The following is a 14769-nucleotide window of genomic DNA, read 5'->3' as shown; positions in this document are numbered from 1 at the left end:
GGTGTCTGCCATCTCTCGGGACGAGGTCGCCCACCTGGCGCGGCTGTCGCGCCTGACCCTGCCCGACTCCGAACTCGATCAGTATGCGGGCCAGATCGATTCGATCCTGAGTCACGTCGCGCAGATCTCCGAGGTCGACGTCTCCGGTGTCGAGACCACCGCACACCCCGCGGGCCTGGTGAACGTGCTCCGTCCCGACGTCGTGGTGCCCGGTCTCTCGCCCGAGGAGGCGCTGTCCGGCGCCCCGTCGGTCGAACAGGACCGCTTCGCCGTCCCGCAGATCCTGGGTGAGGACCAGTGACCGCGATCCGTCCCGCCGGACCCATCACCGGGCTCACCGCGGCCGAGCTCGCCGACAAGATCCACTCCCGCGAACTGTCGTCGGTGGAGGTCACCCGTGCCCACCTCGACCAGATCGCCGAGATCGACGGTGACCTCGGCGCCTTCCTGCACGTGACGTCCGACGTCGCACTCGCCGCGGCGGAGGCCGTCGACGCGTCGATCGCCGCGGGTGAGGCCCCGGCGTCGTCGCTGGCCGGCGTCCCGCTGGCCTTGAAGGACGTGTTCACCACCACCGATGCGCCGACCACCGCCGGGTCGAAGATCCTCGAGGGCTGGATCCCGCCGTACGACGCGACCGTCACCCGCAGGCTCCGCGAGGCCGGCATCCCGATCCTCGGCAAGACCAACATGGACGAGTTCGCGATGGGCAGTTCCACCGAGAACTCGGCCTACCAGCTGACCCGCAACCCGTGGGACACCTCGAAGATCCCCGGCGGCTCGGGCGGTGGCAGCGCGGCGGCGCTCGCATCGTTCCAGGCGCCGCTGGCCATCGGCACCGACACCGGCGGTTCGGTCCGACAGCCCGCCGCGGTGACCGCGACGGTCGGTGTGAAGCCCACCTACGGGTCGGTGTCGCGCTACGGGCTGATCGCCTGCGCGTCGTCCCTCGATCAGGGCGGGCCCTGCGCGCGAACGGTTCTCGACACCGCACTGCTCCACGAGGTGATCGCCGGACACGACCCGCGTGACTCGACCTCGATCGACGCCCCCGTCCCCGACGTCGTGGGCGCGGCACGGGCCGGTGCGCAGGGCGACCTCGCCGGGGTCCGCGTCGGCATCGTCACGGAACTGCAGGGCGACGGGTACCAACCCGGCGTGCTCGCCTCCTTCACTGCCGCCGTCGACGCGTTGCGTGAGCGCGGCGCCGAGATCGTCGAGGTCTCGTGCCCGCACTTCGGCTATGCGCTCGGCGCGTACTACCTGATCCTGCCGTCGGAGGTCAGCTCGAATCTCGCGCGTTTCGACGCCATGCGGTACGGCCTGCGGGTCGGTGACGACGGCACCCACTCCGCCGACGAGGTGATGGCGTTGACGCGTGCGCAGGGTTTCGGCCCGGAGGTCAAGCGCCGCATCATGATCGGCACCTACGCTCTGTCGGCCGGGTACTACGACCAGTACTACGGGCAGGCGTTGAAGGTGCGCACGCTCATCGCCCGCGACTTCGCGACCGCCTTCGCATCCGTCGACGTACTCATCTCGCCGACCACGCCGCAGACCGCATTCAACATCGGCGAGAAGGTCGACGACCCGCTAGCGATGTACCTGTTCGACCTGTGCACGCTGCCGGTGAACCTGGCCGGCAACTGCGCGATGAGCGTGCCGTCGGGGCTGTCGGCCGACGACGGGCTGCCGGTCGGACTGCAGATCATGGCGCCGTCGCAGGCCGACGACCGCCTGTACCGCGTGGGCGCCGCCTACGAGGCGGCGCGCGGCGACATCGCCTGAACCCGACGGCGCCGGGGCGTCCGGTCAGAACTTGTGCGGGATGTTGTTGATCACGCCGCCGTCGACGACGAACTCCGAACCGGTGGCGTAGGACGACTCGTCGGAGATCAGGAACAGGACGAACGACGCGATCTCCTCGGGACGGGCCGGACGCCCGAGTGGGATCGTCAGCATGTCGTCGGGGATGCCCTCGGTCATCGGCGTGCGGATCAGTCCGGGATGGATCGAGTTGACCCGTACGTGCGGGGCCAGTTCGGCGGCAACGGATTTCGTCAGACCGCGAACAGCCCACTTGGTGGCGACGTAACCGTGGGCCCACGGGGTGCCACGCATCCCCTCGATCGACGAGATGTTGACGATGGACCCGTTCTGCGAGGCGATCAGCGCGTCGGCCGCGGCCTGCATCCCCAGGAACGTGCCGGTGAGGTTGACGTCGACGATCTGCTGCCACTTGTCGAGGCGGAAGCCCTGCAGGGTCGAGCCGTTGGCGATTCCGGCGTTGTTCACCAGTCCGGTCACCGAGCCGTAGGTACCGACCGCGGTCTCGACGGCGGCGGCCCAGTCGGTGGGACTGGTGACGTCGAGATGGACATAGGTGGCCGCGTCACCGAGATCGGCGGCGATCGCGCGACCCTCGTCGTCGAGGATGTCGCCGATCACGACCGATGCGCCCTCGGCGACCAGCGCGGCGGCATCGGCCGCGCCCATTCCCCGTGCGCCACCGCTGATCACGACGACCTTGCCGTCAACACGTCCCATGGTGTGTGTTCCTCACTGTCCGGTGTGGCTGATGTGATGTTCGGTCGTGGTCGAGAGATCCCGGGGGTCGGGGCGGTACACGCCACGACTGTTCACCAGCGGGAGGTCGAGCGTGGTGCGCAGTCCCGGCGGCGCGTCGACGACCGCGGGGATCGCGTTCACGATGCGCCCGGCCGCGGCGACGATGGCGGCGTGGTTGTGGTCGCCGTGCACGCTGGTCGGGCAGATGTCGACCACGTAGGACGGCTCGCCGGTGATCTCCACCCGATAGGAACCACCGGGTTGCGCCGACTGCGCCCAGTCGGGTCGTAGATCGGGCCGCAGGCGCGTGACGTGTTCGACCACGATCGCCGGGTGGTCACCGACCATCCCGCGGATCTCGAACCGGATGGCCGCGGTGGTGCCCTGCGCGATCGGTCCGGCGGCGATGGTGAAGTCCTCCGGTGCCGGTTCGCGCTCGTTGTGGTCGACGATCTCGTCGAGCGTGATGCCGAGCGCGTCGGCCAACTGCCGGATCGCCGATCCCCACGCGAGACTCAGCACGCCGGGTTGCAGGAACAGTGGCGGGTCGTCGACGGGGGAGCCGAACCCCATCACGTCGTAGATCACCTCGGCGCCGTCGTAGGTGGCGTAGTCGGCGATCTCCATGCAGCGGATCTGGCGGATCTCCTGGCAGGTGCCGGCCAGCGCGATGGGCAGCAGATCGGTCGCGAACCCGGGGTCGACACCGGTGACGAACATGCTGACACCCTGCGCGACGGCGGTCTCCTCGATCCGGTCGATCAGCTTGTCCGGCATCGTCTTCCACGGGTACTGGAACGACACCGGCGACGACCCCACCACGTCGACGCCCGCCGACAGCAGGCGTAGGCAGTCCTTCGTCGCCTCGCCCATCCGGGTGTCGCCCATGGCGCAGTGGACGACGCAGTCGGGCCCGGCGGCGATGATGCCGTCGAGACCCTGTGTCGCCGTGATGCCGGTCGTGACGTCGAGTCCGGCGAGGTCACCGGCGTCGCGCCCGATCTTCTCGGGCGTAACCACACCCACCGCGACGAGGTCGAACCGTTCGTCGGTGATGAGTTGCCGCAGTGCGAGCCGACCGACATTGCCCGTCCCGACGAGGGCGACGCGGATGGTCATCGGCTTCTCCTGTTCGAGCGCAGAGGGGGTGAACAACAGATCAGACACTAGTCCAGACAGCTGATTGGTCAAGCCCTGTCGGCGTGGGCGGACCGTTTCGGGGCGCAGATCGGTGCGTCCGCGGACTGTTCCGGCCCGTACTGGTGGCCGTGGCCGGCCGGGAACGACAACGCGCCGAGGAGGTCGACGCTCGTCTGGAGGAACGAGGCGACCGGTAGCCACACCGGTCGCGGCAGGTCGTCGTGGCCGGGCCACCGCGGTGCGGGTCGCCACAGCAGCGACGGCGACCACCGGCCCACCGGATCGCTGGCGTTGACCACGACCTCCCGATGAGCGGCCCGGGACGCGACGGTGTGTGCGGGAGGACCGGCGAGCAGGGTGGCACAGACCGCGACGCCGCGGTGTCGCGCCCAGATGCGCGCCGCGTCGGCGCCGATCGCACCGAGGCTCTGGCCGTACAGGTAGATCTGCGGACGCGCGTGTGTCGGATGGTCGTCGAGGTCGCTGTCGAGGGCGTTCAGCGTCGCGACGGCCGAGCTGCGCGCCACGGCGGCCGCCCCGCCGACGAAGGCCTGCCAACTCGGTGCGTCGTCGTAGGGGAGGGCGATCGTCGTGACGTCCCCGTGTAGGCGGGTCTCGAACCCGACGACGGCGTCGGTGTCGACCCACCCGGAACCGGTGGGTACGGCCACGACGACCGCGCCGCGTCGGGCGCCGCCCGCGGCGCGCCACCGCGCCACGAGGTCTCGGGCTCGTTCGGCGACCGGCCGGGCGTCGAACGGTGCGCTGATCACCAGTCGATCCGCGGTCGTCGTCGTCGCCTCCTCGATCGACGACGTGGTCGGTGCGGTCGGTACGGCCGCGGCCTGTGCGACACCGGTTCCCGTGAGGACGACCGCCGAGGCCAGCAGCGTCGTGGGTCTCGGCGCGACGAGCGCCGCGACGCCGACCGCGACGACCGCCACCGACGCTGCGGCCCAACCCGTCCCGATCTCCGGCATCCCCATCGCGCCACGGAGAACGTTCTGCCACCACACGGAGATCGACATCGATGCCGCCACGGCGACCGCCGCCGCGGCGGCCGACAGACGTCCCACCCGTGCGCCTCGCCCCCCACCGATCAGGTGGGCGAGACGGCCGATCGCGGAGCCTGCAAGGAATCCGACGGTCTGGTGACCCCGAGGGTCGCGGCGTGGACGAGCGGATCCCGGGGGAGGGATCCCGGTGCGGCGGCCACCACCGCGCCGATCGCGGCACCGAGGACCCCGGCGCGTCGGGGCCTGCGGACGCCGGGTGTCATGGCCGCGCCACCGCGACCGCGATCGAGACCCCGATGTCGCCGAGGTCCTCGCCGCCCACGGGATCCCGCCCGCCCTGGCGCCAGGTGTTACCCGAGACCCCGATGTCGACGAGATCGGCTGCGGCCGTGCAGATCGGGTCGTCGCACACCCGATGCATCCCCTCGATGAGGTCGTGGTCGATGCGATGTCGTGCCCATGGCCCCAGCGGGTGACCGGTGCGCGCACCCCACCGCAGGAGGTCGTAGCCGAGATCGTGGATCCTGCACAGTGGTTCGAAGCGTCGGGGGAGTGGGATCGGCGACGAACACCCACCGCCGCCCGCCGCCGGCGAACCGTCGATGATCACCGGCGTGTACCCCAGGGCCGCACGCGGATCGGGACCCAACGCGGTGAGGGCACCCATCGGGTCGGGTCCGGTGAGGGCCGACACCGCGGCCCCGGCCGGGGTCAGGAGATCGGCCGGTGGCGGAGTCCATCGCGTCGCCGCGTCACGCGACCCCCACAGTCCGGCCTGCGCGGCCACCATCAGCAGGCACAGCAGGAGTCCGAAAGTGATCAGGGGCAGGAGGATTCGACGTCTCGCGTTGGTCATGGGCGTCACCGTAGAACGCGGCGTGCCCCACCACATCACCCTGTGGCGCCATTCGTCGCCGGTGCTCCGGTGGGTGTCCGGCCGCCGTGTCATACCTGCGGGGCACCGGAGAAGTCCCTCGCCGGTATGAGGACGACGACCGTGGTCGGGACCTAGCCTGGTCACCGATGAAGGAGTCCAGATGACACGACGACAGTCTGTGGCGGCCGCGCTGCGACGGGTACCCCTGGCATCGGATCCCGCGGTGGTCGCGTTTCTCGCCCGTCCGATCAACGTGGTGCTCACCGTCACCGCACTGGTCATGTTCGCCGTCGCCTGGCCGACGCTGTCGGTCACGCACCATGTGCTGACCGTCCTACTGCCCGTCGTCGCGGCCTTCGCATCGCTGCCGATCATGCTGGCGTGGGCGAGACCCGCACCGGCATGGGGTGTCTCGGTGATCTCGGCGGTGGTGATCGGTCTGGCGTTCGAACCGGTGAACGGGTGGGCCTGGCACATCCAGGTCGTCCACGTCATCGAGATCCTGGTGCTCACCACCGCGACGTTCCTGCGTGGACCGATCCGGTTCACGCCGATCGCGTGGGCCGCCACGTGTCTGATCACGCTCCTCGGCGCGCCCGCCGGCGCCCGTGCGGGGTGGATCGCCGGGGTCACCGTGTTGTTCGTCATCTGCGTCCTGGTGCGCGTGCTCGTCCGCTCCCGCCGCCAGCTGGCGCAGGAGACCGAACTGAAGGACGTCGCCGCCTCACGTAGCGCCGTGCTGGCCGAACGCGCCCGCATCGCTCGGGATCTGCACGACGTCGTCGCGCATCGGATGTCGGTGGTCGTCGTCGCCGCGCAGACCGCCCGGTACCGCGTCGACGGGGTGAGCGACACCGTCGACGCCGAGTTCCAGTCGATCGCGGGGATGGCCCGTGAGGCGCTCGACGAGGTGCGCCAGATGCTCGGGGTGCTCCGTGTCGACGACGACGCGGCACCGCAGGCCCCGACGCCGGGCGTCGCCGACATCGACCGTCTCGTCGCCGCCACGCGCGGGGCGGGGATGGCCGTCGACTACACGCTGACCGGCCGCGATGCCACCGTTCCCGACACCGTCGGCGTCGTCGCCTACCGGATCGTGCAGGAGGGTCTCGCCAACGCCGCCCGACACGCCCCGTCGGCCCCGGTGTCGGTGGCCGTCGACGTGTCGGCGACGGTGGTCAGCGTGACCGTGCGCAACGGGCCCGGCGATCCGGCCCCCTCCGACACCCATCCGGCCGGTGGCCACGGCATCCCCGGCATGGTCGAGCGGGCCCATGCGGTCGGCGGATCGGTCGACGCCGCGCCCGACGGCAACGGCGGGTTCCGTGTGGCGGCCGTGTTGCCGTCGCGACCGCCGCTCGCCGCGATCACGGCGGGCTGATCGCATGCCGATCACCGTCTTCATCGCCGACGACCAGGCGATGGTGCGGCAGGGGTTCGGGGCCCTGCTGTCGGCGCAGCCCGACATCTCGGTGCTCGGCGATGCCGCCGACGGGGTCGCCGCCGTGGCGGGCATCCGACGCACGCGTCCCGACGTCGTCCTGATGGACGTCCGGATGCCGGAGATGGACGGTCTCGCCGCGGCACGCACTGTGCTGGCCGACGCCGGCGGCGACGGCCCGAAGGTGTTGATGCTGACCACCTTCGACATCGACGACTATGTCTACGAGGCACTGCGCATCGGTGCCTCCGGGTTCATGCTCAAAGACGCGCCGGCCGAGGAACTGATCCGTGCGGTGCGCGTGGTGGCCGCCGGAGACGCGTTGCTCGCACCGTCGATCACGCGCCGTCTCATCGCCGAGGTCACCGGTCGGCGGCGCACACCGTCGACCACGTCGGGGCCATCGGTGGCGCTGCGGTCGCTGACCGGTCGGGAGCGCGAGGTGCTCGAGTGTCTCGCCGAGGGGAAGTCCAACGCCGAGATCGCGGCCGACCTGTTCGTCGCCGAGCAGACCGTGAAGACACACGTGAGCAACCTGCTGGCCAAACTGTCGCTCCGCGACCGGGCTCAGGCGGTGGTCTTCGCCTTCGAGAACGGCGTGCGCTGACCGTCACGGGCGGGCACGCGCCGACGGGTGATCACCGACCACACCGACGGCCAGGGCCACACCGACGACCAGGACGACCAGGGTCCGGGCGCGAGCGGACGGGACCGGCGCCGAAGGTGGATGGCCACCATGGCGATGAGTGCGGCGACCGTCGCGCGGCCCGGCGCGGTGCCGAGAACACCGGCGGCATGTGACACCGGTTCCCAGATCATCCGCAGCGTCGAGGTGACGATCTGCGAGTCGGTCTCGGTCACCGGCACGCCGTCGCCCTGGCGGCGGGAGTTGGCGCCGACACCTGCGTCGGCGAGGTCGGCCGCGGTCTGGCAGCCGTCGTCGACACAGCTCGCGTGCATGCGGGTCGACAGCTGCCTGTCGAGGGACTCCCGGGCCCAGGGTCCCAGCGGGCTGCCGGTGAGCGCGCCGTAACGCAGCAGGTCGTAGCCGAGGTCATGGGTCTTGCACGGTGCGTCGAACGACATCGGCATCGCGATGGGTGACGAGCAACCGCCGTCGGGGTTGGCCGGTACGCCGTCGATCAGCACCGGTCGGTATCCCATCTCGTCGGCGAAGCCCGACGGGATCAGGGCGATCGCGTCGGCCGGACGGGGACCGGTCAGGGCGGCCACCGCGGCGCCGGTCGGGGTGTTCGCGCCGAGGCGCGCGGAATCGACGTCGGGGGCCGAGAGGGTGGTCGGTGCCGTCAGCGCCGTGGTCATCATGGGCGCCGACGACGTCGTCGACAGCGATGCGATGACCACCCCGGCCGCGATGATCACCGCCGACACCAGCAGACGGCCGAACCACGCCCGTAGGGTGTCGAGTCGGCCGGTGGTCATCGGACAGACTCTACCGGTGGTATCGAAACCCACCGGTATCGAAACCGCCAGATGACCGTCGACCGCGCGTCGGCCGTCGCGCGCCGCCGCCGTCGATTCCCTAGATTGTCAGTGCACGCAGGTGCCGGAGCGGACCACACGGTCCGCCGCCCCGATGCGCGCTGAAGGGACACCCACACGTGAGCAAGTTCGGCATCCTCACCTCCGGCGGTGACTGCCCCGGCCTCAACGCGGTCATCCGCGGGGCCGTCCTCAAGGGCGAGACAGTGTACGGGCAGGAGTTCGTCGGTTTCCGTGACGGGTGGCGAGGATTGATTGAGGGCGACACGATGCCGCTCGATCGCAGTTCGGTCCGCGGTCTGTCGCGGGAGGGCGGGACCATCCTGGGGACGAGCCGCGTCGGCCCGTACGCCGACCACGGCGGCGCCGACGTCGTCAAGGGAGTCCTGGCCGACCTCGGCATCGACGGGGTGATCGCGATCGGCGGCGAGGGCACGGCGTCGGCCTCCAAGCGCCTGTACGAGGACGGGGTCAACATCGTCGGCGTCCCGAAGACCATCGACAACGACCTCGACGCCACCGACTACACCTTCGGCTTCGACACGGCCGTCGAGATCGCCACCGAGGCGATCGACCGCCTGCGCACCACCGGCAACTCCCACAAGCGCTGCATGGTGCTCGAGGTGATGGGTCGCCACGCCGGGTGGATCGCGCTCTACTCCGGTATCGCCGGCGGAGCGCACGCCATTCTCATCCCCGAGCAGCCCGAGAGCCTCGATCAGATCTGCGCCTGGGTGACCAGCGTGAAGAACCGCGGACGCTCGCCGATGGTGGTGGTCGCCGAGGGTTTCCGTCTCCCGGACATGGACGCGGCCCACTCCACCAAGGGACTCGACGGGTTCAACCGGCCCCGCCTCGGTGGCATCGCCGAGGTGTTGGCGCCGTTGATCGAGGACCGCACCGGCATCGAGACCCGCGCGACCGTGCTCGGTCACATCCAGCGCGGCGGGTCACCGACCGGGTTCGACCGCGTGTTGGCCACGCGCCTGGGGATGGCGGTGACCGACCTCATCGCCGACAAGAACTGGGGCCACATGGTGGCGCTGCGCGGGACGCGCATCGTGCGGGTCGACTTCGGCGAGGCGCTGGCCAATCACAAGACCGTGCCGCAGGACCAGTACCAGGAGATCCGCGTCATCTTCGGCTGAGCCGACCGCGCCGACGCGGGCGCGTGATCCCGGGAGGAGCACCCGATGAACCGCGACGACATGTTCGCCGCGATCGCCGCCGAGCGACGGGAACTCGCCGACGTGCTCGACGGTCTCGACGATGCCCGGTGGGCGACGCAGTCGCTGTGCTCGGAGTGGACGGTACGAGAGGTCGCCGGGCATCTGGTGATGCCACTGATCACCGGTCCGGCGACGATCGTGCGCGCGGTGGTGCGCGCCCGCGGGAACCTGGCCCGGGCCAACGTGATCTCGTCGCGGCAGGTCGCCGGCGATCATCGCGACGAGCTGCCGTCGCTGCTGCGCGAGCAGGCGCAGAGCCGGTTCACGCCACCGTTCGGCGGACCGCAGGCGCCGCTGACCGACCTGCTCGTCCATGGCCAGGACATCCGCAGGCCCCTCGGGCTCGACCGCGCGTTCGATCCCACGCGACTACGGGTGGCGCTCGACTTCCTCTCGACCCGGGGCGCCTTCGCGTTCGGGGCGAGCCGGGCCGACGTGACCTGGGTCGCCACCGATCTCGACTGGCGTTCGGGTCGTCCCGGCGCGCCCGAGGTCCGGGGCCTGGCGGAGGCTGTGTTGCTGACGCGCGCGGGACGTCGTGTCGCGCTCGCCGACCTCTCCGGCGACGGTGTCGCCCGCCTCAGCTCCGCGGGATGACGATCCACAACGCGAGGTAGACCAGCACCTGCGGACCCGGCAGCACGATCGAGAGCACGAACAGCAGTCGCACGAGTCCCGCACTCATGCCGAAACGTTCGGCGATGCCGCCGCACACGCCGCCGAACCACGAGTCGGTTCTCGACCGCCGGAGACGGCGTGGGGCGGACGGTACGGGTGCGTGGTAGCTCATGGCTCTCCCTCGGATGCAGGGGGTCGGCGAGTTCGCCGACCCCGGACCCTCGACGGTAGGGATGTACCGGCCGCGCGGCATCGGGGTTCACCCCGGCTTCGACCCGGGGATCGCCGCCCCGAGGTCCTCAGGGCACCTTCGGGGATTTCCGGTCCGGGGTGTACGGCAGAGGTGTCACCGAACCGAGGACCGTGAGGAACGAGGAGTCCCTCGGGGAGCCGACACCGGTGGCGGTGTCGTATCCGCGTGTCGACTGCAGGCTCTGGGTGGGCAGTTCCAGTGTCCGGAGGCTGAACTGGCGACCGCCGGCCGCGGACTCGGTGTCGGTGAAGTTGACCCGGAACACCGACGGCGTGGTCCCGAACTCCGCCGTGCTGTTCAGGTCCGCCTCGTCGACGTCGTACAGGCTCGCCGTCTTCTGCTGGTACGCCGCGTAGATCCGCGGGTTGAGGAACCCGAGGTCACGTCCCGCCTTCTGGTTGGCCACCGCCGCCATACCCGCGATCAGCGGCGCCGCCAGCGACGTGCCGCCGATGCGGTATTCGTCGTAATAGCTGCCGTCGGTGAACTTCTGGGTCTGACCGACCAGGAATCCGGTGTTCGGATCGGCGAGCGCACTGATGTCGGGGAGCGAACGGCCCGTGGTCCCGGTGGCGCCGGTGCTGCCGTCACGGGCACCGTCGGTGATGCCCTTCTGATAGCTCGGCTGCGGGAACACCTTGCTGATCCCGCCACCGCCACCACCGGAGAACGACGGCCCGGCGGGATCCAGTGAACCGGTGAACGCGTAGCGGGTCGACGTCGGAGGTGCGGTGCCGCTCGGCAACGGCGCGAGAGTGCCTGTCGCCGTGGTGAAACCGGTCTCCCAGCCGACCTCGAATGCGCGTGTCCACCCCGGTTGGTTGACCGGGTTCGCCGGGTCGTCGATGCCGTAGATCCCGCCGCCTGCGGTCGACGACGTCGGCGCCGCCGCCGCGGGCTTCGCGCCGGAGCCGAACACCGAGCCACCCGCACCGGCGACGATGGCCACCGACCGCGGTCACGTTCGGGGTGTGGCGTAGAAGTCGACCGACGTCGTGCCCAGTGTCGTCTGCTCGTCACCGTTGTCGCCGGTGGAGACGAAGATGCCGATACCGGTCGCAACCGCCTGCGCGAAGATCCCGTTGAGGCTGTTGACGAAGCCCTGGGGGACCGACTCCCCGCCGAAGCCGTACGAGATCGAGATGATCGGCGCGAGGTGCTTGTCGATGATCGCCTTCACGCTGCGATCGAAGTCCTGGTTGGCGTTCGACGACGCGACGTAGAGGATCTTCGCCGCCGGTGCGGTGGTGTGGATGGCCTCGGCGTCGAGGGTCTGCTCACCGAAGAAGGCGCCCGGATTGTTCTTCGGCGTCGTCGGGCGCTGGTAGATGCCCGGCGGCACGATCTGGCTGATCTGCGGATCGGGCAGGTTGTGCAACCGCGAGTACTGGGTCACGTCGGACACGATCGTCGGACTGGCGTTGGCTCCCACGAAGGCGACGGTCTGACCGGCGCCGGTGTCGCCGGAGCCGAGTCCGTACAGACCACGCACCTGAGCCGGTGTGTAGCCGCAGGGGGCCAGCGGTTTGGTCGTGCTGCCATCGACGGCGGTGGGCAGCGTCACGGTCTTCTCGCCCCAGGAGGTCGAACACGGTGTGCCCGAACGGAATCCGACGCCGGGGTCGCGACCTTGGCCGGGGTGGTGCCGTTCGGACTCTCGTTCGGGGGACGGACCGCGGGGACCGCCTCGGCGCCGTCGTCGAGACCGACGACCGCGCTGACCTTCCCGGCCAGCGCGGCGGGAACCGCCGGCGCGCGGGTGGGTGCCCGCATGATCCGACCGAAGGCGTCGTACGTCGACAGTGTGGTGTCGAAGGCCGCCGTCGCGTCGCCGGCTTTGCCCTCGACGGCCACGTACTGGCGGTCCGACGGCACGTCGACGACCCGCAGGCCCGCTCCGCGCAGCCAGTCGGTGACGGCGGCGACGTCGTGTGTCGTGGGGGAGAACCGGTCTCGGAACTGTTCCGGGGTCAGGTATCGGCCGAAGGACGCGGTGCCCGGCGTGCTCACCGCGCGGGTCAGCGCGGCCAGGCCCGCGGTGTCGCGCCACGGGAGATAGACCCGGGCGTGGACGATGTCGGAGTCGGGAACGGGCGCCCGCAGGGCCGTCGGCGTCGCCCACGACGGGCGACTGTCGGGGAGTCGGGTGCTCGCGTTCGCACCACCGGCGACCACGCCGGTCACCGCGAGCGCGGCGACACACCACGTCGTCGTTGCGATCGCGACACCACGAAGAGACATCGACACCACGAACCCCCAAGCCGGTGGACCTCGACCGTCTCGGAAGGACGGTGTCCGGGAATCTCACCACGAGGACCAGTGCCTTGCGTAACTAAAGACCGACTTGTCGTGTTCGCCCGACCAGATCGCGTCGGCCTAAACTGGTGCCATGACTGCTGCGACCGTCGACCTCGTCGACTACGACGACGTGATCCGTGATTTCGATCCCGTCCTGGGCCTCGAGGTCCACGTCGAACTTGGCACCGAGACCAAGATGTTCTGCGGATGCCCCACGGCGTTCGGGGCCGAGCCGAACACCCAGGTCTGCCCGGTCTGCATCGGTCTGCCCGGGGCTCTCCCGGTCGCCAACGCCGCCGCGATCGAGTCCGCGATCCGTATCGGCCTCGCGTTGAACTGCTCGATCCGTGAGTCCAGCCAGTTCGCGCGCAAGAACTACTTCTATCCCGACCAGCCGAAGAACTACCAGATCTCGCAGTTCGACGAGCCCATCGCGTACGACGGACACCTCGACGTGGTGCTCGGCGACGGCACCACCTGGCGGGTCGAGATCGAACGTGCCCACATGGAGGAGGACACCGGCAAGTCGCTGCACATCGGCGGCGCCGGACGGATCCACGGTGCGAGCCATTCGCTGCTCGACTACAACCGGGCGGGCGTGCCGCTCGTGGAGATCGTGACCCGACCCGTCACCGGCGCCGGCGAACGCGCCCCCGAGGTCGCGCGGGCCTACGTGGGTGCACTGCGCGACCTCCTCAAGGCCCTCGGGGTCTCCGACGTCCGGATGGACCAGGGGTCGCTGCGCTGTGACGCCAACGTGTCACTGATGGCCAAGGACGCCACCGAGTTCGGGACGCGCACCGAGACCAAGAACGTGAACTCGCTCAAGAGCGTCGAGGTCGCCGTCCGCTACGAGATGCGCCGACAGGCCGCGATCCTCAACGACGGCGGCGAGATCATCCAGGAGACAAGGCATTTCCAGGAGGTCGACGGAACCACGTCAGGCGGTCGCCGCAAGGAGACCGCCGACGACTACCGATACTTCCCCGAACCCGATCTCGCGCCGGTCGCGCCCGACCGTTCCTGGGTCGAGCACCTGTCGACCACGCTGCCCGAGTTGCCGTGGCTGCGCCGCGCGCGCATCCAGACCGAGTGGGGGGTGTCCGACGAGGTGATGCGCGACCTCGTCAACGTCGGTGCCATCGACCTCATCATCGCCACCGCCGACGCGGGTGCACCGGCCGAGACCGCACGCAGCTGGTGGGTCAGTTTCCTCGCACAACAGGCGAACTCGCGCGGGGCGGAGTTGGCCGATCTCGCGATCACGCCCGCGCAGGTCGCCACCATCATCGGCCTCGTCGAGGCGGGCACGCTGACCACCAAACTCGGTCAGCAGGTGGCGGTCGCCGTGCTCGACGGCGAGGGCGAGCCCGAGCAGATCGTCGCCGACCGCGGGCTCGAGGTCGTCCGTGACGACACCGCCCTGCAGTCCGCCGTCGACGCCGCACTCGCCGCCAACCCCGACATCGCCGACAAGATCCGCTCCGGGAAGGTCCAGGCGGCCGGCAAGATCGTCGGCGACGTCATGAAAGCGACACGGGGACAGGCCGACCCGGCCCGGGTGAAGGAACTGGTCATCGCCGCCTGCTCCTAGCCCGGATTGTTCACGAGAGTTGAGGTCGTTCGGCGTGTGAAATGACGGAAGTGCCTGTCCAGCAGGGATAATGGTGATTGCTGAAGTCAACATTTTTCCGAACTGGAAGGCACTCCGTAGGTGAAGAGTACATCGTGGTCATCGGGCTTGTCGGTCACATCTGGTGGGCGTGGCGTGATTGGGCATGCGGGAACCGTGCTGATCCGATCGATCGCTGATCGAATGGGCCTGA

Annotated in this window: 17 protein-coding genes; 7 read left to right on the top strand and 10 right to left on the bottom strand. The window is 70.0% G+C overall.

Annotated features, from left to right (window positions below; translation table 11 throughout):
* Nucleotide 1: 1 nt before the first annotated feature.
* Both gatC and gatA read left to right on the top strand, forming a co-directional pair.
* Nucleotides 2–301 (top strand): Asp-tRNA(Asn)/Glu-tRNA(Gln) amidotransferase subunit GatC, encoded by a 300-nt coding sequence (gatC, locus tag TU34_RS13315; RefSeq protein WP_045823388.1) that lies wholly within the window; start codon nt 2–4, stop codon nt 299–301.
* Complete coding sequence (gene gatA / locus TU34_RS13310) at nt 298–1788, top strand: Asp-tRNA(Asn)/Glu-tRNA(Gln) amidotransferase subunit GatA (protein ID WP_045823387.1); 1491 nt, start codon at nt 298–300, stop codon at nt 1786–1788. Before gatC ends, gatA begins: the two co-directional genes overlap by 4 nt.
* 24 nt (nt 1789–1812) lie before the next feature.
* Here the strand turns inward: gatA and TU34_RS13305 are convergent, their stop codons facing one another.
* From TU34_RS13305 to TU34_RS13290, 5 genes are all read right to left on the bottom strand, one after another.
* On the bottom strand, nt 1813–2547 hold the full coding sequence (locus TU34_RS13305) for a glucose 1-dehydrogenase (protein ID WP_045823386.1): 735 nt from the start codon (nt 2545–2547) through the stop codon (nt 1813–1815).
* 12 nt (nt 2548–2559) lie between these two features.
* A complete protein-coding gene (locus tag TU34_RS13300; protein ID WP_045823438.1) occupies nt 2560–3687 on the bottom strand; it encodes an NAD(P)H-dependent amine dehydrogenase family protein in 1128 nt (375 codons plus the stop codon).
* A 68-nt stretch (nt 3688–3755) separates the two neighbouring features.
* Nucleotides 3756–4784 carry an alpha/beta-hydrolase family protein gene (locus TU34_RS13295; RefSeq protein WP_052688923.1) on the bottom strand — a complete coding sequence of 343 codons (1029 nt, stop codon included), beginning with the start codon at nt 4782–4784 and terminating at the stop codon, nt 3756–3758.
* Between the two features lie 23 nt (nt 4785–4807).
* On the bottom strand, nt 4808–4987 hold the full coding sequence (locus TU34_RS22380; protein WP_052688922.1) for a hypothetical protein: 180 nt from the start codon (nt 4985–4987) through the stop codon (nt 4808–4810).
* Entirely contained in the window at nt 4984–5580 is a 597-nt protein-coding gene (locus TU34_RS13290) for a hypothetical protein (protein WP_052688921.1), read from the bottom strand. Before TU34_RS13290 ends, TU34_RS22380 begins: the two co-directional genes overlap by 4 nt.
* A gap of 181 nt (nt 5581–5761) precedes the next feature.
* On the opposite strand from TU34_RS13290, the gene TU34_RS13285 reads away from it, so the two are divergent.
* Both TU34_RS13285 and TU34_RS13280 read left to right on the top strand, forming a co-directional pair.
* Complete coding sequence (locus TU34_RS13285; RefSeq protein ID WP_045823385.1) at nt 5762–6982, top strand: sensor histidine kinase; 1221 nt, start codon at nt 5762–5764, stop codon at nt 6980–6982.
* Nucleotides 6983–6986: 4 nt separating this feature from the next.
* Complete coding sequence (locus TU34_RS13280; RefSeq protein WP_045823384.1) at nt 6987–7649, top strand: response regulator; 663 nt, start codon at nt 6987–6989, stop codon at nt 7647–7649.
* Here the strand turns inward: TU34_RS13280 and TU34_RS22375 are convergent.
* On the bottom strand, nt 7610–8485 hold the full coding sequence (locus TU34_RS22375) for a hypothetical protein (protein WP_052688919.1): 876 nt from the start codon (nt 8483–8485) through the stop codon (nt 7610–7612). The two genes, TU34_RS13280 and TU34_RS22375, sit on opposite strands and share 40 nt — an antisense overlap.
* A 179-nt stretch (nt 8486–8664) precedes the next feature.
* Between TU34_RS22375 and TU34_RS13270 the strand changes: the two genes are divergently transcribed.
* Both TU34_RS13270 and TU34_RS13265 read left to right on the top strand, forming a co-directional pair.
* Nucleotides 8665–9693, top strand: a complete 1029-nt coding sequence (locus TU34_RS13270; RefSeq protein WP_045823383.1) for a 6-phosphofructokinase — start codon at nt 8665–8667, stop codon at nt 9691–9693.
* 45 nt (nt 9694–9738) lie between these two features.
* On the top strand, nt 9739–10371 hold the full coding sequence (locus TU34_RS13265; RefSeq protein ID WP_045823382.1) for a maleylpyruvate isomerase family mycothiol-dependent enzyme: 633 nt from the start codon (nt 9739–9741) through the stop codon (nt 10369–10371).
* Here TU34_RS13265 and TU34_RS13260 read toward each other — a convergent pair.
* From TU34_RS13260 to TU34_RS13245, 4 genes are all read right to left on the bottom strand, one after another.
* On the bottom strand, nt 10355–10564 hold the full coding sequence (locus TU34_RS13260; RefSeq protein ID WP_045823381.1) for a PspC domain-containing protein: 210 nt from the start codon (nt 10562–10564) through the stop codon (nt 10355–10357). The two genes, TU34_RS13265 and TU34_RS13260, sit on opposite strands and share 17 nt — an antisense overlap.
* Before the next feature lie 127 nt (nt 10565–10691).
* Nucleotides 10692–11594, bottom strand: coding sequence for a S8 family serine peptidase (locus tag TU34_RS13255; RefSeq protein WP_045823380.1), 903 nt, complete (start codon nt 11592–11594; stop codon nt 10692–10694).
* Between the two features lie 9 nt (nt 11595–11603).
* Nucleotides 11604–12209, bottom strand: a complete 606-nt coding sequence (locus TU34_RS13250) for a S8/S53 family peptidase (RefSeq protein ID WP_045823379.1) — start codon at nt 12207–12209, stop codon at nt 11604–11606.
* Nucleotides 12206–12886 (bottom strand): protease pro-enzyme activation domain-containing protein, encoded by a 681-nt coding sequence (locus TU34_RS13245; RefSeq protein ID WP_150116524.1) that lies wholly within the window; start codon nt 12884–12886, stop codon nt 12206–12208. Before TU34_RS13245 ends, TU34_RS13250 begins: the two co-directional genes overlap by 4 nt.
* A gap of 148 nt (nt 12887–13034) precedes the next feature.
* On the opposite strand from TU34_RS13245, the gene gatB reads away from it, so the two are divergent.
* Nucleotides 13035–14537 carry an Asp-tRNA(Asn)/Glu-tRNA(Gln) amidotransferase subunit GatB gene (gatB, locus tag TU34_RS13240; protein ID WP_045823377.1) on the top strand — a complete coding sequence of 501 codons (1503 nt, stop codon included), beginning with the start codon at nt 13035–13037 and terminating at the stop codon, nt 14535–14537.
* The last annotated feature ends 232 nt before the right edge of the window (nt 14538–14769 follow it).

Origin of the sequence: Williamsia herbipolensis (assembly GCF_000964005.1) — a bacterium.
GTDB classification, from domain to species: Bacteria; Actinomycetota; Actinomycetes; order Mycobacteriales; family Mycobacteriaceae; genus Williamsia_A; species Williamsia_A herbipolensis.
Note: the sequence above shows the minus strand (reverse complement) of the source record. Positions and strands in the feature narration are given on the sequence as shown.

Bases quoted from the DNA above. Each gene is read 5' to 3' on its own strand.
- TU34_RS13305 (WP_045823386.1), bottom strand. From the start codon at position 2,547: ATGGGACGTGTTGACGGCAAGGTCGTCGTGATCAGCGGTGGCGCACGG.
- TU34_RS13300 (WP_045823438.1), bottom strand. From the start codon at position 3,687: ATGACCATCCGCGTCGCCCTCGTCGGGACGGGCAATGTCGGTCGGCTC.
- TU34_RS22380 (WP_052688922.1), bottom strand. From the start codon at position 4,987: ATGACACCCGGCGTCCGCAGGCCCCGACGCGCCGGGGTCCTCGGTGCC.
- TU34_RS13290 (WP_052688921.1), bottom strand. From the start codon at position 5,580: ATGACCAACGCGAGACGTCGAATCCTCCTGCCCCTGATCACTTTCGGA.
- TU34_RS13285 (WP_045823385.1), top strand. From the start codon at position 5,762: ATGACACGACGACAGTCTGTGGCGGCCGCGCTGCGACGGGTACCCCTG.
- TU34_RS13280 (WP_045823384.1), top strand. From the start codon at position 6,987: ATGCCGATCACCGTCTTCATCGCCGACGACCAGGCGATGGTGCGGCAG.
- TU34_RS22375 (WP_052688919.1), bottom strand. From the start codon at position 8,485: ATGACCACCGGCCGACTCGACACCCTACGGGCGTGGTTCGGCCGTCTG.
- TU34_RS13265 (WP_045823382.1), top strand. From the start codon at position 9,739: ATGAACCGCGACGACATGTTCGCCGCGATCGCCGCCGAGCGACGGGAA.
- TU34_RS13260 (WP_045823381.1), bottom strand. From the start codon at position 10,564: ATGAGCTACCACGCACCCGTACCGTCCGCCCCACGCCGTCTCCGGCGG.
- TU34_RS13245 (WP_150116524.1), bottom strand. From the start codon at position 12,886: ATGTCTCTTCGTGGTGTCGCGATCGCAACGACGACGTGGTGTGTCGCC.
- gatB (WP_045823377.1), top strand. From the start codon at position 13,035: ATGACTGCTGCGACCGTCGACCTCGTCGACTACGACGACGTGATCCGT.